The sequence below is a fragment of the Silvanigrella aquatica genome (genome assembly GCF_001907975.1).
Classification (GTDB): Bacteria; Bdellovibrionota_B; Oligoflexia; order Silvanigrellales; family Silvanigrellaceae; genus Silvanigrella; species Silvanigrella aquatica.
The window spans coordinates 2,791,230-2,810,766 of sequence record NZ_CP017834.1 but is presented as its reverse complement, the minus strand read 5'-3'; the positions used below and the strand labels follow the sequence as shown (position 1 = coordinate 2,810,766).

Annotated in this window: 19 protein-coding genes; 3 read left to right on the top strand and 16 right to left on the bottom strand. The window is 27.7% G+C overall.

What is annotated here, in order from left to right; all coding sequences use genetic code 11:
* Nucleotides 1–2: 2 nt before the first annotated feature.
* Nucleotides 3–938 (bottom strand): methionyl-tRNA formyltransferase, encoded by a 936-nt coding sequence (locus tag AXG55_RS11935; protein ID WP_148698337.1) that lies wholly within the window; start codon nucleotides 936–938, stop codon nucleotides 3–5.
* Nucleotides 939–941: 3 nt separating this feature from the next.
* The gene (locus tag AXG55_RS11930) at nucleotides 942–1,862 is read right to left on the bottom strand and encodes a glycosyltransferase family 2 protein (protein ID WP_148698336.1); all 921 of its coding nucleotides are present in this window, start codon (nucleotides 1,860–1,862) and stop codon (nucleotides 942–944) included.
* A gap of 782 nt (nucleotides 1,863–2,644) precedes the next feature.
* On the opposite strand from AXG55_RS11930, the gene AXG55_RS11925 reads away from it, so the two are divergent.
* Both AXG55_RS11925 and rfbF read left to right on the top strand, forming a co-directional pair.
* Nucleotides 2,645–3,394: a polysaccharide deacetylase family protein gene (locus AXG55_RS11925; RefSeq protein ID WP_148698335.1), complete on the top strand. Its 750-nt coding sequence runs from the start codon at nucleotides 2,645–2,647 to the stop codon at nucleotides 3,392–3,394.
* A gap of 30 nt (nucleotides 3,395–3,424) precedes the next feature.
* On the top strand, nucleotides 3,425–4,216 hold the full coding sequence (rfbF, locus tag AXG55_RS11920; protein WP_148698334.1) for a glucose-1-phosphate cytidylyltransferase: 792 nt from the start codon (nucleotides 3,425–3,427) through the stop codon (nucleotides 4,214–4,216).
* A gap of 4 nt (nucleotides 4,217–4,220) precedes the next feature.
* Here the strand turns inward: rfbF and AXG55_RS11915 are convergent, their stop codons facing one another.
* The 14 genes from AXG55_RS11915 to AXG55_RS11850 all read right to left on the bottom strand — a co-directional run bounded on the left by AXG55_RS11915 (nucleotide 4,221) and on the right by AXG55_RS11850 (nucleotide 18,259).
* Nucleotides 4,221–5,372, bottom strand: a complete 1,152-nt coding sequence (locus AXG55_RS11915; RefSeq protein ID WP_148698333.1) for a hypothetical protein — start codon at nucleotides 5,370–5,372, stop codon at nucleotides 4,221–4,223.
* Nucleotides 5,373–6,782 carry an O-antigen polymerase gene (locus tag AXG55_RS11910; protein ID WP_148698332.1) on the bottom strand — a complete coding sequence of 470 codons (1,410 nt, stop codon included), beginning with the start codon at nucleotides 6,780–6,782 and terminating at the stop codon, nucleotides 5,373–5,375.
* A complete protein-coding gene (locus AXG55_RS11905; protein WP_148698331.1) occupies nucleotides 6,775–7,689 on the bottom strand; it encodes a hypothetical protein in 915 nt (304 codons plus the stop codon). Before AXG55_RS11905 ends, AXG55_RS11910 begins: the two co-directional genes overlap by 8 nt.
* Nucleotides 7,690–8,146: 457 nt before the next feature.
* On the bottom strand, nucleotides 8,147–8,728 hold the full coding sequence (locus AXG55_RS11900; RefSeq protein ID WP_148698330.1) for an acyltransferase: 582 nt from the start codon (nucleotides 8,726–8,728) through the stop codon (nucleotides 8,147–8,149).
* Nucleotides 8,728–9,672, bottom strand: a complete 945-nt coding sequence (locus AXG55_RS11895) for an NAD-dependent epimerase/dehydratase family protein (protein WP_148698329.1) — start codon at nucleotides 9,670–9,672, stop codon at nucleotides 8,728–8,730. Before AXG55_RS11895 ends, AXG55_RS11900 begins: the two co-directional genes overlap by 1 nt.
* Nucleotides 9,673–9,711: 39 nt before the next feature.
* Entirely contained in the window at nucleotides 9,712–10,539 is an 828-nt protein-coding gene (locus AXG55_RS11890) for an FkbM family methyltransferase (RefSeq protein WP_148698328.1), read from the bottom strand.
* Nucleotides 10,536–11,195 (bottom strand): HAD family hydrolase, encoded by a 660-nt coding sequence (locus AXG55_RS11885; protein ID WP_148698327.1) that lies wholly within the window; start codon nucleotides 11,193–11,195, stop codon nucleotides 10,536–10,538. The genes AXG55_RS11890 and AXG55_RS11885 overlap by 4 nt, the downstream gene beginning before the upstream one ends.
* Nucleotides 11,196–11,897 carry a cyclase family protein gene (locus AXG55_RS11880; RefSeq protein WP_148698326.1) on the bottom strand — a complete coding sequence of 234 codons (702 nt, stop codon included), beginning with the start codon at nucleotides 11,895–11,897 and terminating at the stop codon, nucleotides 11,196–11,198. It abuts the gene before it with no gap.
* Nucleotides 11,881–12,801 (bottom strand): NAD-dependent epimerase/dehydratase family protein, encoded by a 921-nt coding sequence (locus tag AXG55_RS11875; RefSeq protein ID WP_233231192.1) that lies wholly within the window; start codon nucleotides 12,799–12,801, stop codon nucleotides 11,881–11,883. Before AXG55_RS11875 ends, AXG55_RS11880 begins: the two co-directional genes overlap by 17 nt.
* Nucleotides 12,791–13,747 carry an NAD(P)-dependent oxidoreductase gene (locus tag AXG55_RS11870; protein ID WP_148698325.1) on the bottom strand — a complete coding sequence of 319 codons (957 nt, stop codon included), beginning with the start codon at nucleotides 13,745–13,747 and terminating at the stop codon, nucleotides 12,791–12,793. Before AXG55_RS11870 ends, AXG55_RS11875 begins: the two co-directional genes overlap by 11 nt.
* Nucleotides 13,744–14,508 (bottom strand): 3-deoxy-manno-octulosonate cytidylyltransferase, encoded by a 765-nt coding sequence (gene kdsB / locus AXG55_RS11865; protein ID WP_148698324.1) that lies wholly within the window; start codon nucleotides 14,506–14,508, stop codon nucleotides 13,744–13,746. Before kdsB ends, AXG55_RS11870 begins: the two co-directional genes overlap by 4 nt.
* Nucleotides 14,509–14,678: 170 nt before the next feature.
* Nucleotides 14,679–15,659, bottom strand: coding sequence for a class I SAM-dependent methyltransferase (locus AXG55_RS11860; protein ID WP_148698323.1), 981 nt, complete (start codon nucleotides 15,657–15,659; stop codon nucleotides 14,679–14,681).
* An 85-nt stretch (nucleotides 15,660–15,744) separates the two neighbouring features.
* A complete protein-coding gene (locus AXG55_RS11855) occupies nucleotides 15,745–16,473 on the bottom strand; it encodes an HpcH/HpaI aldolase family protein (protein WP_148698322.1) in 729 nt (242 codons plus the stop codon).
* A gap of 34 nt (nucleotides 16,474–16,507) precedes the next feature.
* A complete protein-coding gene (locus tag AXG55_RS11850; protein WP_148698321.1) occupies nucleotides 16,508–18,259 on the bottom strand; it encodes an LIC12162 family transferase in 1,752 nt (583 codons plus the stop codon).
* A gap of 222 nt (nucleotides 18,260–18,481) precedes the next feature.
* Here AXG55_RS11850 and AXG55_RS11845 point away from each other — a divergent pair, with 222 nt between their 5' ends.
* Nucleotides 18,482–19,537, top strand: a complete 1,056-nt coding sequence (locus AXG55_RS11845) for an iron-containing alcohol dehydrogenase family protein (RefSeq protein WP_148698320.1) — start codon at nucleotides 18,482–18,484, stop codon at nucleotides 19,535–19,537.

Genomic DNA, 19,537 nt, shown 5'->3' with positions numbered 1-19,537 from the left:
AATTATCCCAATCTTTTTCTTGTAGATTTAAATTTCACAATAGTACCGTCTTCATATGTAGCATTCATTATTTGAATTAAACCATTTCCACAAACAATTATAGGCCTACCTTCAGAGTCAATTTGCCAGATTTTACCGGTATTTCTAATTTCAAATTGAAGATTTTCACAACATTTAACTTGCCAAATATAAATTTTTTTATTATCTAAAAAAGAATATGCACCAGAGTATGGATGAGAAACCGCTCTTACTAAGTTAAAAATTGATTTAGAATCTTCATTCCAATCTATTAAACAATCATCAGGTTCCCTCCAAATAGAGTAGGTTGCTTTTGATTCATCTTGAGGTGTAGAAGAAATTTCCTTGTGCGTTAATAATGGCCTTAATTTTTTTAGCGACTGACGATATAACTCACATTGAATATGAATTGCTTCTTGGATTGTACATATATCTGAAATCTCAACTTGTTTCTGAAAAATAATTGGACCTTGATCTGGTTGCTCTGAAGCGAATAATACAGTCATACCAATTTTATTTTCACCTTTTAGAAGAGCTGTAGGAGTAGGACAAAATCCTCTATATTTTGGTAAGATTGAATCATGAAATATTATTAATGGATGAAATAACAAATCATTTATTGATTTTGGAATTAAATATTTCCATCCAGCAGCGATACAATGTGTAACTTTATGATTAATTATGTTATCGTTTAATTTATTTTTGGCATGTTCCCAGTCAATATAGTGAATACCTTTACTAGATGCACATTCAATAATATCATTTGAAAATGATTGAGAAACATTATACTCTTGAAAACCAACAACAAACCCTATATTAATATCAAGATTCATTGCAGCTAAAAGTATTTCATAACCTTTTTCCGATGCGATAAATAATGCTATACGTGGACAAAAATCTTCGTTCTCATTAATATACATAAACTAAATTTCCTCTTTAATTAAATATGTTGGTTTTCCCATAGTTCTATTATGCAAAGATGCTAAATATTCACCAATTATACCCAAACAAAATAACTGTACTCCAGAAAAGATAATTATAATTGAAGCTAAAAAAGAAAAACCTGCAATTACTCCATGATTTTTTAGATAAATAATAATAACATATGACAAAAGAAAAACACCAAAAACAATAATTACAAAACCTAAAATACTTGCAATTCTAAGAGGTAATGTACTAAAGCCAGTAATTATAGATAGTGCATATTTAAATAATTTAATAAAATTATAGTTGGATTTTCCTTCATAACGTTCATTATGCATAACTTGAATAGATGAAATTTTTATTGTTCCCCATGATAATAAAACATCAAGTGAGGGCCTGGGTCCTAAAGAAACTTTGGAAAACGAATCTCTTAAGTTTGTACGGAAAGCTCTAAAAGCACTAAGCTCTGAAGCATTTTTAATATTTAAAACTTTAGCAAATAAAAACTTAATATACACTGAAGTAAAATTACGCCAAAGTGTATGTTGATCAATCATTGGGATTCCATACACCAAATCCACCCCCTTTTCCAATTGAGTTAATAGTTTAGGAATTTCTGAAGGAGGATGCTGAAGATCATCATCCATTGTTACTATTTTATCAAACTTTGCTGCAAATATTCCACAAATTAGTGCATTATGTTGTCCAAAATTTCTATAAAGAGATATACCTCTTAGGCAATGATGATCTCTCACTAAATTTTGAATTACTTCCCATGATGCGTCAAAACTTCCATCATTTACTAAAATTACTTCATAATTATCATATGACGCTAGTAATATATAAAGCTGCTGAATCAATGATTCAATAATTTTTTCAGAACCATAAACCGGAATTATAATTGAAATACCTTTCTTCACTCTTAGACTCCTTTTTAAAGTTTTTGCAAATTTTTCTTACATACTCTTTTAAAATTAAAGAGTAGAGAATAACATTTTACCTTCCTGTAATAAAGGAAAAAGCAATTTCTCAAGAACATAATATATTCATCGTCTCTAAAGTTTAGAAACCAATTCTTTCTTACAAAAAGAAAATTAATAGTTTTTGTTAATTCTTTAAATTATAGCTCCGAACTTTAGTCTATTACTATTAAAATAAATTAATCTTAAATAATGAAATATTTTTCCAAAAATTTTAATTTTTTACTTTAAGGTTTCAGCTTTCTTTAGTATATTTTTCACTCAAATAAATTCAAGGAAATATAGAATATTTTGCTGCATCTTTATCTACAAAAAAGATTACCAAAAATTATAGATTAAAATCTTAAAAAAACTTATTTATTGAAGTCAGGAACGTTGCGAATATAATTTAGCGCGATAATCCTTATCGATTAAAACTCAGTGAGAATGATTGATTTGCCGAGAAAAATAGCTCATAAGCGCCCTTTTTTTATCAAAAGACAATGGAGTTTAATATCTAGGCAAATTTTTACGCAAAAATGAGCTCTAATAGCTTGATTGAATATAATCAAAGATCTATAATTAGAATGTATAATCTTTTTCAAATTTTTACTGAAATAAGATCAAAGCTATTTTTTTTAGTTAGGTTAGAAAGTATTTGCGCAGATTAACTTTTAATATGGTTTCAAGGCTCATCTCGAAAAAATTTACTCCAGCCATTGAATCCGCAAGAAGGCATTCCTATGAAAATTTTTGTAAAAAATACTATATCAATAATCTATAATAACCTTCTTAAATTATTTCCTTTAAAAGGTGCAAGACTTTTAATGTATCATTCATTTGATTCGAAATTATCTCATGATAGATATGGAATTAGTATGGATTTTAAAATATTTTGTGAACAAATTCTATTTCTAAAAAGACTTAATTACATATTTGTTCCACTTTCTAGTATTTATGAAAACTTAAAAAGTGATAAAGTGATAATTATGACTTTTGATGATGGATATAAAGATAATATTAAAGCGGCTGAGTTTTTAAAGCTTCATAATATCCCATTTACGGTCTTTATAACTTCTGATTTTGTAAATAAATTTATGTATCTTTCTAAATCCGACATAAAATTTTTAAGTAAATTTAGCAATTGTACAATTGGAGCTCATGGGAAAACGCATAGTATGTTAGCAAAACTAAGTTATGCTGAACAGCAATATGAGCTTGAATATTGTAAGAGTTCTCTTGAAGAAATTTCTTCATTAGAAATAAATCAAATTTCTTATCCTCACGGTTCATTTAATCATGACACGATTGAAATTTGCAAAAACCTTGGTTTTAAATTTGCCGCATCAAGTTTGCATGGTTTAAATACTACAAGTAATTTTAATGCTTATTCCTTAAAACGCACTGAGATTATCGCTAGTGATAACTTAAAAATATTTACTCGAAAAATCACCGGTGGCTTTGATTTTATGAAATATAAAGATTCAATTTGAATGTAACCTGTACTATTAAATGAGGTTAAAATGAAGGTTATTATATTTTGTGGCGGACTTGGAACAAGAATACGAGACACATCTGAATCACTTCCTAAACCAATGATAAACATAGGAAATTACCCAATTATATGGCATATTATGCGATATTATGCACATTGGGGCCATAAAGAGTTTATTTTATGTCTTGGATATAAAGGGGATAAAATAAGAGAATTCTTTTTAAACTATAGAGCATATACAAGTGACTTTACTTTAAATTTTAATAAAGAAAATAAAGACATCATATTTCACAATAATCATGAGACCCACGACTGGTCCGTTACTCTAGTTGAGACAGGTTTAAATACAATGACAGGCGGTCGACTAAAAAAAGTTCAAAAGTATATTTCACAAGATGAAACTTTTTTATTGACATATGGCGATGGTCTTGGTGACATCAATTTGGATAATCTTGTTCGTTTTCACAAAATGAATAATAAAGTTCTCACCGTCACAGGTGTCAGACCACCCGGAAGATTTGGAGAACTAAACTCCGATGAATTTGGTACGGTTACTGAATTTAATGAAAAACCTCAAGCAACGGCTGGAGTCATTTCTGGAGGTTTTTTTGCATGTGATTATAAAATATTTAATTATTTAAATGATAATGAAAATCTTATTTTTGAAAATGAACCCATAAAATCATTGGTGAAAGATCAACAAATGTCCATTTATAAACATGAGCATTTTTGGCAACCAATGGACACACATAGAGAGTATTTACTCCTAAATGAAATGTACAAAAAAGGAAATGCACCTTGGATGATTTGGAATAAATAAGAACTTATTTATTTATATTTTTACAATAAATAATTGAGTAAATAAAGCTAATAATAATTCCAAATAAAAATCCAATAATTGCCCCTGAACCAATAAAAACAAAGTGATTTGTAGGAATTAACGATACACTTATTTCTTTTAAATCTGGATTTTTAATAATATTTAGACTTGGTAAGTAAAAGTTTTTTGGGTTAATAAAATAACTATTTATTTCATCATAAATAGTCTTAATTTCATTATGGTTTGCAGATAATTCTAAATTTAACCTCTCAAAATCTGCAGTAATATCAGATATTTTAGACAAATAAGCAGAATTGTCTGAATCGCTTATTTTGTTTTTATATTTTAACATTGCAAGATTTGAATAAATTTTAACTCGTATTTTATTTAAATAATTATCTATATTTTTAATATTTGATTCATCGCTTATGCTTTTATAATTCGAGTCTAATATTTGGCTTTTACTGGTTTTCTCATTTGTTTCTAGCAAGATATTAGTTAATAAAATATTATATTCATATATAGTATCAAAAATTATCTTGTTTTTTTTTGTGAAATTTTTAATTTCTAAATTATTTTTTTCATAATATTTAGAATAGTTTTTTAATTGAGCTTCATTGAATAATTTTGCCGCATAATTAATTGAGGTTAATAAATCATCGTAGAATTTTTTATCTTTAATAATAAAAGGAAATTTTGTATCTATATATAAAAAAGTTAATAATTTATCGGAATTTATTTCGATTAATCTAGATGAGGTTTTATTCAGTTTCTCAGTATCAATATTATATTTTAATAAATTATCCTTGAATTCAGGTCTTAATTTAAATAAATTATTAAAAATTTCTTGGTAAAATAAATCGGAATCCAATAAAAATCCGAAGTGATAACTTGTGCTTTTTAATATATTTTCCTTCATTTTATAAGTCTGATTATAGCTCAAATCGCTTATTTCTATTGGAATTATTGAATTATAAAACTTTGTTTTATTAAGCGAAAAAGCTAAGCCTATTCCAAGTCCAAAAATAAGTGATGAAATCCATATTTTCATGTACTTTGTGATAAAAGAAAAAAAATCTTTTAAATCATAACTTTCATCATCTTTATCTTCTGAGTCAATTTTAGCTAGTTCTAAAAATTTAAATATTTTAATCAATCATTTATCTCCTAATTTAATATCAGTAATAATTTTTTTTATAATTAATTCAGACTTATTTTTTACATTTTTTTTGTAAAATATAAAATACAAAATAACTGAAAAATAAAAGCAGAATAATTGTTTTATACCAATTTGAAACAAAGTTTGATAATGTATTATAGATGTAAAAACAAAAAAGCAATAGGTAAATGGGGTAATCAATATACCAAGATAATTATACGCACCCCTCTTTCCAATAGAAAATAATGGACTTTTGGCATAAACATAAAGTGAGTAAAAAAACATTGCGGTTAATACAAAGACAACAATAATTCCGTCTGAAAGAACCCACATTCCATAGCCAAAATCAGCATTTATTTCAACAGTTTCATTAGATTTATACCAGACTTCAGGATAAGAACCAGAACCTAGAAGTACGTTAAGATTGTTGCTTTGGCTAAATATTCTACGGATGGGGTTAGTAAAAACATCTATATAATATTGAATATAAGAAGAGTTGTATACCTTCCCGCTTTTTATATAAATAAGAAATTCCCATGAAAATGATAAGATAGCTAAACAGAATAATGAAAAAATTTTAAAATATTTATTAAAAAATATCGTACCTTTTGCAGAAAAAGATATAAATACTAAAAATACGATAAGACAAATCAAAGAAGTCATAGTCATTGTCAATATAAAAATAACGAAGCAGATTGGAAAAAATACAAACAACTTAATTTTATTTTTTAAATCATTTTTAAAGAGTGGGAAAAAAATAAAACAGGCTATTAAAGAAACAATATTTGAGTGTTGTGCGCCTAAAATAATTAAATTCGGAGAAGTGCCATTATATAATCTTGAGAAATATGTATATAAGTCAAACCTATAGTCAGGAATATATTCTTTAATAAATAATTTTGAAATAAAAATATCCGCAGTAAAAAATTCAATAATCATTAAAAATATAATAAATAGCACAAAATAATTAACTACTTTAATAGCGGATAAAATGTATTTGTATGGAATTTGAGATAAAATACAATAAAATAAGTATATTTGACATATAAAATACATCGTCATTCTTGACTGAAACATAACATTTATATTTTTAGTTGCATATACTAAAAAAATAAGTTGAACTGAAACTAAAGCAAAAAAAGCAATAAAATAATATAAACCTAAAATATTTATTTTTTTTATAAAGAAAAATGGCATAATTAAGCCAAAAAAATCTAAAATTATATTAATTTTTATATCTTTAAAAGTTGAAAAAAATGGATTCATAATAATTGAAATAAAAATATAGAATAATATCCAATTTATGCTTAATTTTTCTTGCTTATAATTGGAAATATTAGTGGAAAATTTTAATAATTTGTTATTATACTCAAAAAATATATTTTTTTTATCAATTGCATCAAACACAAATAAATGCTCCATTCACCTTTAAATTCATAACTACAGCTTCACCTAAATTTATAAATTCAATATATTCATTCCAAATACTATTATCAAATCTATCTATGAAAGATTTTGAAACGGGAATATGGATAACGGTACAATACATTTTTTGTTCCAAGATTTCAAGCGGTAAAGAAGCAGGTCCAATACAAACTATTGCATTATCAGTGCTATATAGATTTTTGAGTAGGATATTCTCAGTAATAATTTCATTAATAATTTTCAAATCTTTTTTTGACACCCCAGTTAAAGGATGTGGACGAAGAAATCTTAATTTTACACCACTCTTTGATAGATTCTTTAATATAGAAATACTGAAATCCAGAGCCGCTGTTGAATAAGGTAAAGCTATTGTAGATAATTCAATATTTATTGGCTTTAATATTGAATAACGCAATGATTTAATTTTTTTAATTTTAGATTCTTCCCATCCAAATAGACTAAGAATTTTTTGATATGAGGATCCATGTACCCACAATTGGTCTGGTGCATTTATATGAAGTTTTATATAATGTCCAGGAAAAGTAAGTAAAGTACTATGAATATAACCTATAACATTGCCCCCATTTTCTTTCCAAGCCTTTATTAAAGCTGTTTGTTCAGGCTGAGCTTCGTAAGGTAGATATAACTCAGGGATACTATTATTTTCTCTTAAATAAATTTTAAGAAAAGAGTTTATATATTCGTATATTTTAAATGAATTTTCTTGTCTTATATCAATTATATTTAATGATACAAATAAGCCACATAAAAATTCATTAATATTTTTTGCCCTAAAAACAAAAATGAAATTATAGAGAGCTATAAATAATTTTTTTAATGCACTAGTAAATTCAATTATATTAATGTATTTTAAATCGCTATTTGACAAAATAATTGCTTCATTATTTATATTAATGTTGTTTAAATTTTTTGGATTAATTGATATAATAATTGGTATGACAGATTTTAATTTATATGCTTCTTGAAAAAAATTTGAAAAATATTTGTCTTTATAATTTAATATAATTTTATCAGTTTCATTTAAATTTATCCAGGTCTGATAAAAATATTTTTTATGTGAAATATTTTCTGAATTATAAAAATGAATTCGACGTCTAAAGAAGAAACATCGAAAATAATTAAATATAGTTTTTTTAATAAAAAATATGCAAAAAGAATATAAAGTAATTTCATTTAATAAATAACGAGCAACCATGTCACCTGAACTATTCTTACTCCATGTAGCAAACCAAAGAGAATCAGAAAAAATGAGGTCCTGACTTATTAGATCCGTGCATTTTTTTCTAAAGCAAGATAGCTTCTCAATGGAATTTATAATTTCTGAATCAATCATTTAATTTACTTTCTCGCATTTTAATCACCTTTGCAGGAACGCCTCCTGCAATTGCAAAATCAGGAATACTCTTTGTTACTACAGCATTAGCCCCAATTATAGCGTTTCTACCAATGGTTACACCTGGTAATATGACAGCACCGACTCCAATCCAACAACCTTCAGAAAGTTTGACAGGTGCAATAAAACCAGCGCCCTGTTTGATTATTGGAATATCTAAGTCATCATAATAATGAGTAGCATCACTGATATGAACTCGATCTGCTATTAGTACATTTTTCTCAATATAAACATTTTGAAATGCATTGATATGAATGAATCTTCCTAAATAACAGCCATCTTGAATAACCAGTGATGGTGCATTGGTTAATGGCAAGTATCTGCAATTTAACCATGAATTACTTTTGATAGTTACATTACTACCAATACTTAATCCTTTATATTCTGTTATTTCTGATGGAAACATAATACGAGATGAGCGCCCAAAAGAATTTAAATTTAATTTATAATGTTCTTGATTTATTAAGTATAATAATTTTAAAATAATTCTTTTCAATAAGTATAAAAAATACATTATTTATTTCCCATTTTATTGATAGCCCATTTATAGAAATGGGCTAAACCATATTCAAGATCTACTTCAGGAGACCAGGAAAGAATTTTTTTTGCATTTTCAATATTTGCTATTGTATATGTTTGATCGGCTGGAGTAGAAGAAAGAACTTCAAGGGGGTAATTGCCAAAATAGTTTTTTAACAATGATGTAATATGCTCTATGGTAACTCCAGTACCAGATCCTATATTTATTTTATGATGAATTGGTGTTTGATCTGAATAATTTAACGCAAGTATCCAGGCATTAACAACATCATCAATATAAATGAAATCACGAACTCTTTGCAAAGAACCTTTCACTTGAAGTTTCTTATTTTTAATTAATTGAGATAAATAAATACTGATCATCCCTTGATCTGGATTATCCATATTCTGCCCAGGTCCATAAACATTAAACATTCGTAGACTAAAGGCAACAAGTCCTCTTTTAACATAAGTGTCTATATATTTTTCAGAAGAAAGCTTGCCTGTGCCATATACAGAAATAGGATTTCCTGCGGTATTTTCTACTAATAATTCATTTTGCGATTTCATAGCCGTACCATAGACACCGACACTGCTTGCATAAATAAATTTATAAATATTATTTTTGCTGGCATAATCTAATAAATTTAAAGTAGATACAACATTCCATTGAATATCATTTAATGGATTTCTTTCACCAATTTCACCGCTACTTTGACCGCCAATATGTAAAATAGCATCAAATTTAAATTTATTTAATTTTTCATGAATAAGCCTTGACTCGGCGCCACATTCAATAAAATTTACTTGTTTATTGATATTATCAATTAAACCTGTTGACATATTATCAATAATAGTTACATTATGCCCAATATTTATTAATTTTTCACAGACTTTTGCTCCTATAAAGCCTGCGCCACCAGTTAGCAAAATTTCCATTAATTTCTATCCTCATTAAAAGCTATTTAAATATAAGTCCTACTTCCTTCTTTTAAAGATAAAGTTATATACCGAACTCATTTCTTCCACTGAAGATGTTCTTCTAGGCAATGGCTGAGCTTCAAAGCCTATACCTTCAAGTTTTTGTTTAATTAATTTATCTTCATTTAAATTCATATTTAATTCTATAAGGATTGATTTGAGTTTAGTATTTTTAAAAATATTTTCAGAACCTTCAATAACTAAAAATTCATTTCCATCAACATCAATCTTTAAATAATCCGGAAACCATTCTTCTGAAGAATGTGCTGTAAAATTATCAAGCCTATCAAAGTAAATACCTTGAGTATGCTTTGGAATAAATTTCTTTTTCTCAAAATTAACAGACTCTCCTAAATTATGAAGAGCCGCTCCTTGTTCAAAATTACTTAAAAAGAATTCACCAAATCCTTGCGTGGATGAAAGAGCAATATTATATGCTCTCATAACTTCAGAATAATTATTAATATAAATATTCGTATTTAATAAAGCATAATTTGTTGATTCGGGCTCAAATGAATATACTCTGTGCCCTTTGGCAGCAGCATATAATGAAAAGACTCCCATATTTGCTCCAACATCATAAAATACTGAATTTTGCTCAAAAGAATTAATCCATTCAATTGTATCTGGTTCCTTTGAAAAAAGGGTTTGTGCTCTCCAAAGAGTTAATCTATTAGGGCAATAGAAACTTAATTTTTTATCACCTAAAGAAATATCGTAACGTGATAAGGCTGACTCTAAAAACGTTGTTGTTACAGTAGAAGCTTTTGAAAAAAATGACTTAGATGTTTCCTGAATACATTTTCTAAAAATTTGTTTCATCATAAGTTTATTTTTCTTCTTTCTATTAGATTAATTATTTCGAAAAAATTTTTACAAGTTAAAATTTTTTCATCCCACAAACAATTATTTCCTAAAAAACTTTCGATTCTAATAAATGAAATATTACATTTTTTAGCCGCTAAAAAATCGGAAGGAGTATCTCCTATAAAAAGGCATTCATCAGAAGATAAAATTATTTTATTCATGATTCTAAAAATTCGATCTGCTTTTGAGATCCCTTCTTCAAATCCAACAATATAAGTAAACTCATTAGATATTGAAAAAAAATTTAGATAAGAGATTATATCATTCATTGGGGCATTAGAAATTATTGATAAATTTGTATAATTTTTATTTTTAATGCTATTAATAAATTCTTTAAAACCTTCGGTTAAATTTAATTCTAATATTTTTCTATCTATCTTTTTTGCAAATTTATAAGTTAATTTTTCTATTGATTTATCAGAATCAGTATTTTCTATAATCCATTTGCAAATAATATTTCTTTCAGCACCAATTAGTTTATTTTTTAATAAATTATCAAGAATAGAGTCCATTCCTTTTTTTTCATCTTCTACTAGTGAAATAAAGGTATCATGTTTTAATTTAGTTGAATCAACAATAACTCCATCAAAATCTAAAAAAATATGTCTATACATTTAGTACCCCACAATTATAGTAGCGGGAGCACCATCTGCATTTTCAATTCTCAATGGCAAAGCAATGACAACTTTGGGTTTTATGTTATTAATCGCATTTAAATTAAGATCTTCTATAATTAAAATTGGTTTATCGTGACACAAAAATTCTTTATGAACTAAACGTCCGATATCTCTATTTTGAAAAGCAGATAATGAAATTGTATCAAGCCCAATCGTTGTTAAGTTAGAATATTTTTCCCTAAGATAATTAGCTACATCTAAGTTTACACCAATTCCATTTTTCCAATATTTTTCTTCATCTCTATTTAATGAGCTACCGGTATCTATTAATAATAATGTTGTCTCTTTATCAATTTCTTCTTCTTTTTTACTAATATCCGATACACTAATTAAATTTCCTGAATTTATATCTAATTTAATTACAGAAATCTTATAATGAATAAAAAAAGAAGCTTCATAATCTAAAACATTTTTCCCATTTTTATCAAAGTGTAGAGGGAAGTCAAAATGCGTGCCTATGTGATTACCTGCTGTAAAAGTAAGACTATTGCTTGAGTCACCGCAGCAAATATCTCTCTCTTTTTTTATCTCTACTTTTTTACCACCACCGTAAGCAGGCGCTGATGGTCCCCAAAAATACGAAACGTATTTCCATTTTAAAGATGGAAAAAAAAAGTTTTCTTCATTGACTCGATTCATTTAAAAAACCTTTTTCAATTGATATTTCATCTATACAGTCAAGAATTCCTTGTCCTATATCAACAAAAGGATTTACTACTAATTTTTTTCCAATTCGAGGTTTATATGCATAAGGAGTTATATTGTAGTGTGAATCTATATCTTCATTTGCAAAGTCGAGAGTTATATTTAACTTGTACCTTAAAATTTCAGAGATCATTTTCATAATGTCAGAAACTTTATAGGATTGATGTCCTGTAATCACAACGTGTTGATTTCTAAACTCTGGGCTTAAAATATTGACACTCGCTACAGACGCATCTGAAACATGTATGTATTCTCTTAACTCTTCACCCGTACCTGAATAAGTTATCTTCCCAGTTGTTATGGCTTGATGAATGAGACGATACAAACCATTTCTAAAATCCGCTCTTCGACCATAAAGTGAACCATATCTAAGTATAGTAAAAGAAATTCCATATTTTTCAGAATATAATTCTGTAAATTTCTCACTCGTTTGCTTACTTATTCTATAAAATGATCCAGATTCACTATAAACATAAATACTACTTGCTAAAATAAATCTTTTAATCTGATGAATTCGACAAGCTTCTAAAATATTTAAATTTCCCATTATATTTAATTGCGCAGTTAATTCTGGATTATCTTTTGCGACATTTATATCAGCTAGGCCAGCAAAATTATATACGATGTCATGAAGTTCACATGCGTCAATAACGGATTTTTTATCAAGTATATCTGATTTGATAAATTCAACTTGATTTTTATAAAATATTTTTGAACTGTTTAAATCAAATATTGTAACTTTATAGCCGCGTGCAACTAATTCTTCACTAACGTGACTCCCCAAAAATCCCGATCCACCAAATACAATAATTTTAATTTCAGAATTTTCATTTTTCATTGTGTTTTACACCAAAATAATTTGCAATATGATTAATAGCGGAACGCCCCATATTTAGTACAGCTTCTTTTGAATTTCCACCTATATGTGGAGTAAAATATAAATTTGGAACTTCAGACCAAGAACTAACGTCATAAGGCTCTTCTATAAATACATCTGAAGCGAATCCACTTATTTTATTATTTAGAACTGCTGAACAAACTTTTTCAAAATCAATCACAGCACCTCTAGATGTATTAATTATAAAACAATCTGGCTTTACCAATTCTATTTGTTTCGTAGAAAACATATATTGACTTTCCTTAGTTAAAGGAACGTGAAAAGAAATAACATCAGAGTTTTTTAATAAAATTTGGTATGATACCTGCTTCAATCCTAATTTAGTAACATCCTCATTCGTGGATTTATCTAAAATATCATAAAATAAAATATGACAACCAAACGCACTTAAAACTTTAGCAAGATCCGTGCCAATATTTCCCATTCCTACAATTCCAAATGTACAATTTGAAAGTTCCTTTCCCCCATTTTTATTCCAAATTCCTTTAGACATTTGATAAATAGCCTTAGTTGAATTTCTTAAATGCCCCAAAGAAAAAGCAAGAACAAGTTCAGTAACAGATCTATTATTTAATCCTGAAGTCCAACCAATTTTAATCCCATTTTTTTCACAAGCACTTAAGTCTAAATTATCAAGTCCAACTCCAAATTTACTAATAAAATTTACACTTCTACAAGTTGTCAAAACAGTTTCACTTATTTTTTCTAAGCCAACTATAATTGCATTTGCTTTACAAGAATTAATAAATTCAATTAAATTTGTTTCATTAAAACGAATACCAGAAGAATTTAAAACCACCCTACATCCTAATGAAGTTAATTCATTCACAAGAACAGAGGATTGTGAAAAAGAGGGTGATGTAACTGCTATGACATTATTATTCATTTTATATACCTAGAAAGCAAGGGACAAGTACTCAACGCTTTTTCAACTCGAATGATGTCTTCAGGAACATCGACTGGCCACGACTTTTCATTGATTATTTCACAATAAATATTCATTCCATGCTCTAGTACTCTTAACATATCTATTGATTCGATTTCCTCTAAAGGAGTGGGTGGAAGATTACTATATTCAATTAGAAAATTTCTTTGAAAAGGAATAATACAAACTTGTTTTAGAGGTTTAATTTTTCCCTTAAACTTAGAAATACTTGGTACTGCTTCTCTACTAAAATAAAGAGCATATTGATTCTTGTCTAAAACCACTTTTACACAATTTGGCGAACAAAATTCTTCAATTGTTTCAATTTCAGAGCATAAATTTACAATATTTGATTTACTTGAGTATAATGCAGAAAGAGCTGTTTTTAACATGCTTGGAGTAACCATGGGCTCATCTCCCTGAACCATAGTTACTGATGTTACTTTTTCAGTTAGCTTTTTTTCTAAAAAAATAAGTGCTTCTTGTATGCGATCCGAAGCTCTTTCGTGCCTATTGGAAGTCATTACTGCTTTCACACCAATACTTGCGCAATACTCAAAGATCTCTTGATCACAAGTCGCTACAGCAACAAGATCGAATAAGGGTTCTAATTTACACCTTAATGCCACATGACCTAACATGGGTATTCCTAAAATGGGAGCTAAAGGTTTATTTGGAAATCGTGAACTGCCCATGCGAGCAGGAATAATACAAATGTGCATAGTAAAAAAAATCCTAACTTTTATAGTTCTTCACAAATAGGTATTTTTAGTAAAAGAGAATCATTTCGAAAGACAATTGTATTGTAGATCATTTTAGTCCACTCATCAACATGCACTCGATTATACGAATGCAATACCGAAGGAGTTTATTTTAAAAATTTAATAAAATATTATAGACCCAAAATTACAATCATATCATTCCCATTTTCAGTATATGATTTGTTTAATAATTTATTCATCTTCCAAGCATCAAAAATCGACATATTTTTATAATGACTTAAACTTGGGTAAAATTTACTAGAAAAATAATATAATCCCGGATATGAAAAGGTATTTACATTTTTTATTTTAAGCCCATATTTTTCTGCATACTTAAAAATATCACTTATATTAAAATGATAAAAATGTATGGGAAGCTCTAAACAATTTGGATAATTTTGATAAACATGACCTTCATTATTTGGAATACAAATAACGGCAATCCCATCTTTTGCCAAATGTTCTTTTATAAATTTAAAATAATGACTAGGCTTGTCAACGTGTTCTAAAGACCAGTTCATACGAATAATGTCAAAATAATTTTCACTACTAGGAATTTTATCAATGAAAGGATAACAAAAAATTCCTAATTCACTTAAATTATTACGAGCATTTTCAGAAAATTCGCAGCCCATTACATCGGCAAATTTTTTATAATAGTTTAAACTCCCTTTTGCTCCAAAAAAATGTGAATTAGTTCCGCTACCACAGCCAATATCTAGAATTTTTTGTCTCTTTGTGTTTTTTAAAATTTTAATTCTAGTTAAAACTGGGTCTGGAATTTTTGGTTTCATTCTTTGGATCAGATATGGATTAAAAAAAGAAAAAGGATTAAAAAATAAAACGAAAAAAGAATTCGCTATCAAACCAAGAACTTTATCAAATAAATATTTTATATAATTTCTTGAACTATGAAAAGAATAATCTTGGACATAAAAATTACCAATTGTATTTGCGTCAGGCCTCGGATTTGTAAAGTGCAAATTACAGTCTTTACACTTAACAACATTAAAAGTATCTTTCGTCGTTTTATATAAAAGATCTGTCTGACTAGCAACTACAGAGTTTTCAGGGCTACCACAAAAATCACAACTTATTTTTTCATATTCCATTAAATTCCCCTGTTAAAAAATATATTTAAATTTAAGATATTTAGAGGAGTAAATGTAACATAACATCCTTAATCATGGTAACGAATTAACGTCCTATTTTTGAAAGTTCCTCACGTATTGCTGTTCCCAAAAAAAGAGTATCAATACTAAAAGCAATAAAATTGTATCCCATTTGAGCAAACTCTTCTACTTGTTCAAACTTTGGAGAAATAATATGCACACCAAGAATTTTATTTCTTGCTATTGTTGCATTTGATATCCTTTGAATTGCTTCTTTCATTTTAGGATGATCAAATTGTCCTGGAATTCCCATAGAACCACTCAAGTCATAAGGGCCAATAAAAACCCCTGCAACTCCATCAATATCTAAAATAGAATCAATTTGCTCAACTGCTTTAAAATGTTCAATTTGAACAATGGCAGTCAAATCTTTAAGATTTGACTGCAAATGCTCCTGAAAAGCAAATCCATATTTTTGTGCTCTTGCTAAACCAACACCTCTATTTCCTTTAGGAGGATAATAACAATTAGAAACAGCTTGTCTTGCTTCTTCAGCAGAATTTACCATTGGAATAATGACACCATCGACGCCAGCGTCTAAAGGAAACTTCAAATGATAATGCGTATTTTGTGCTACTCTCGCAAAAGCTTTTTTTCCTTTTAATTGAATTGTTGAAATTGAATTTTGTAAGTCTAAATAAGAAGTAGGGGAATGCTCTATATCAACACAAAACCAATCTAGTTTTTGATCTGTCATCAAATCAACGATGGTTGGATGTAATACCGTTAACCAACTGCCTAATGATACTTTCATAAAAACTTCCCTTAATAATAATTCGAATTAATACTTAATATCTAATTAAATTTTTGATTTCTTTTACCCAGACTCTCTCCCAACAGTCTGATGTCTTAGCATAATTTTCAACAAATAATAATCTTGCTTTTTGTATTTCTTCAGACTTCCACCACAAATCAACTGAATAATATATCTCATTAATTTTTAACGCGGCTGATTCAGGGTTTCTATGAAAAATACCCGCCTTCTCAAGAATAGAATAATAATGCAAAGCCTCACTTGTGCTTTCCCACAAATTTTGATCCCAAAATAATATGGTTGGTTTATTAATAGCTAAAGAATAAAGAAATGTAGTATTTAAATTATCGCTTACAAAAATTTTACAATTAAGTAACGCTTCTTGAAAATTTTTCTTTGAATTTACTCTTACTGAATTATTTAAAAGTCTTTTTTTTATGTTCCAATTATAATCTACAGGGTAAGTTCTAATATAAAAATTACTAGATATTTCTTTAGAAATTGATTGATAAAAACGTAATTCCCAATTTAAATATTCTAAAAATTGCAAATCTATAGGTTGGCAATCATAACGTATAAAATGTTGAGGAATAACAGTTCCAACTAACATAATATCTTTATTATTGTTTACTTCAATTAATTTTTTTTGAGGAATGTATATGATAGGGCTAGGAAGTGGAAGAATATTGTAACCCTCTTTTTTCCAGCCCCAAGAAATGTAATAATCATTAACCTTTAATTCAAAATTTTGGCTTGGATTATACAAACGATCGCCATATCCACCACCATGCTGAAATCCAATTGATTTTGTACCTTTTTCAATACAATATGCAAACCACATTGCAAAAAGTGAATCTGAATAAATTGATGTATCCTGAATTATTACTTTAGGACATTTGCTTCCGTATAAAAATTTTGCTTTTTTAAAATAATATTCAAATCCTTCAATAAATTGCAATGGAAAATTTTTTTCAAAACTTTGCATTAAAATATCGCAAAATTTATCGTCATTTACATCTTTATAAGAAGAAAAAATACTTCGCATTTCCATATTGTTTTTCAAATATTTATTTTTTTTTATTTTAATTTTTTTACAAGGTACAAATTCAAAAAAAGAAAAAAAATATAAGGAAAAAGATTGTATTAATGGCAATTGCTGACAAAAATTTCTAATAGAAGATTTTCTTAAAATAAACATTAATAGAAATGTAATAATATTCTTTAAAAAACACTTCAATTCATACATTAACCCTATTTTCTGATCTTTTCTTTCTAATTTTTTAATATCACATATCTTTATATCACCAATTTTTTGAATAATTTGTGATGTTATTTGTAAATTCCATTCATCTTTAACCATTTCTGAAATGAATTCTTCAGCAAGATTAATATCAAAAAATGACTCTTCACTAAGTATTATTGTTGAAAGATTATGGGGAAACATTTTTTTTACTTCAAGAATATGAATATATTTGTCAAAAAAATTTGGAATATAGTGCATTAAAAAAGGGGTTAATAAAATTCTCCAGTATCTCTTAGAAAATTTTGTTCCATGAACTTCATTTAATTTTTCAACGAGATATTCAATAGTTTTTTCTTGAATGGAATTTAAATAATTTGCATAAATTTTCTTTTTACTTGAATCACTCCAAATAGTATGGAAAGTGCTAAAATTTAAAGTCTGCCAATATTCTTTTCGACTGTAGTGTTTACAATATTCACCTAAAAATAAAATATCTTTCTTAGCATCCCAAAATTTTTCAATAGGAGTTGTAACTAAAAGCATTTTGCTATTATTCCTAGTTTAAAAGGACAAAATTTTTAATAAAGTTACTTTAAAAAATAATTTATCATTGCTAAAAACTTCAATCTTGCTTACCCAGTCTTAACATGATATATCATTATCCATGAAATAGTCCAGCTTTTAGGATCACATTAGCTTCACCTTTAAGCGAAGTTGAAGTATTGTGGTTAAATTTCTAAGTGGTTTTCTAAAGCGGAGATTTTAATGTCAACAATATATCATGTTCCTAAGGTTCATTTTGGTAAAAACTCACTTTCAGAATTGAGCAGTATTTTAGATAATTTTAAAAATAATCTAATTATTATAGATAAAAATCTTATTAATCATGCCTCTTTAAATATTTTGAAAAATAATAATTTCAGTCTCATAAGTGTGGATACCTCAACAGAACCATCTGTTGATTATGTTGACGAACTATCCTTACAAGTACGCAACATAATTAATTTAGAATGCGTGGTAGGCATAGGAGGAGGATCGTCTCTTGACATCGCAAAAGCTCTTGCAAACCTTTACACGAATCCTGGTTCGGCGGCTTTATACCAAGGCTGGGATTTACTCAATAATCCTTCCCTATATACAGTTGGAATTCCAACTCTGCCAGGGACAGGCGCTGAAAGCTCTAAAACATGCGTTTTGCTAAATAAAGTTAAAAATTTAAAACTTGGCATGAACTCTCAGTACAGTGTTTTTAAGGAAGTTATTTGTGACTCAAATTTATTAAAATCCATTCCTAAAAATTTATTTTTCTACACGGTGATGGACGCATTTTTTCATTGCATGGAATTACTTAATGGTTTTTTTAGAAGTCCTTTCTCAGACGCTTATGCACAGCAAGCATTAAAATTAATTGATGACATTTTTTCCTCTGATGATCCTATGAGCGATGTCAATCTAGAAAAAGCTATGTTAGCATCGTTTTTGGGTGGTAGTGCTATAGCGAATAGTTATGTAGGAATCATTCATCCATTATCGGCAGGTCTTAGTACAGTTTTTGGAACACCTCATAGTGTTGCCAACTGTATTGTGATGCAAGCTATGGAAGAATACTATCCAAAGGAGTATAATCTCTTTATGTCTTATAAAGAAAAAAATAATTATACCCTACCTACGGGGATTACAAAAAATCTTTCAAATGAAGAGTATTTAAAATTATACCAATCATCTATTTGTCATCAAAAGCCTCTTATAAATGCTTTAGGAGAGGATTTTGAAAATATCTTAACACTAGACAAAGTTGTTAATCTCTTTAAAATGATGTGA

Coding starts and splice junctions, on each gene's coding strand:
- AXG55_RS11935 (WP_148698337.1), bottom strand. CDS start 938: ATGTATATTAATGAGAACGAAGATTTTTGTCCACGTATAGCATTATTT.
- AXG55_RS11925 (WP_148698335.1), top strand. CDS start 2,645: ATGAAAATTTTTGTAAAAAATACTATATCAATAATCTATAATAACCTT.
- rfbF (WP_148698334.1), top strand. CDS start 3,425: ATGAAGGTTATTATATTTTGTGGCGGACTTGGAACAAGAATACGAGAC.
- AXG55_RS11900 (WP_148698330.1), bottom strand. CDS start 8,728: ATGTATTTTTTATACTTATTGAAAAGAATTATTTTAAAATTATTATAC.
- AXG55_RS11895 (WP_148698329.1), bottom strand. CDS start 9,672: ATGGAAATTTTGCTAACTGGTGGCGCAGGCTTTATAGGAGCAAAAGTC.
- AXG55_RS11890 (WP_148698328.1), bottom strand. CDS start 10,539: ATGATGAAACAAATTTTTAGAAAATGTATTCAGGAAACATCTAAGTCA.
- AXG55_RS11885 (WP_148698327.1), bottom strand. CDS start 11,195: ATGTATAGACATATTTTTTTAGATTTTGATGGAGTTATTGTTGATTCA.
- AXG55_RS11880 (WP_148698326.1), bottom strand. CDS start 11,897: ATGAATCGAGTCAATGAAGAAAACTTTTTTTTTCCATCTTTAAAATGG.
- AXG55_RS11875 (WP_233231192.1), bottom strand. CDS start 12,801: ATGAAAAATGAAAATTCTGAAATTAAAATTATTGTATTTGGTGGATCG.
- AXG55_RS11870 (WP_148698325.1), bottom strand. CDS start 13,747: ATGAATAATAATGTCATAGCAGTTACATCACCCTCTTTTTCACAATCC.
- kdsB (WP_148698324.1), bottom strand. CDS start 14,508: ATGCACATTTGTATTATTCCTGCTCGCATGGGCAGTTCACGATTTCCA.
- AXG55_RS11860 (WP_148698323.1), bottom strand. CDS start 15,659: ATGGAATATGAAAAAATAAGTTGTGATTTTTGTGGTAGCCCTGAAAAC.
- AXG55_RS11855 (WP_148698322.1), bottom strand. CDS start 16,473: ATGAAAGTATCATTAGGCAGTTGGTTAACGGTATTACATCCAACCATC.
- AXG55_RS11850 (WP_148698321.1), bottom strand. CDS start 18,259: ATGCTTTTAGTTACAACTCCTATTGAAAAATTTTGGGATGCTAAGAAA.
- AXG55_RS11845 (WP_148698320.1), top strand. CDS start 18,482: ATGTCAACAATATATCATGTTCCTAAGGTTCATTTTGGTAAAAACTCA.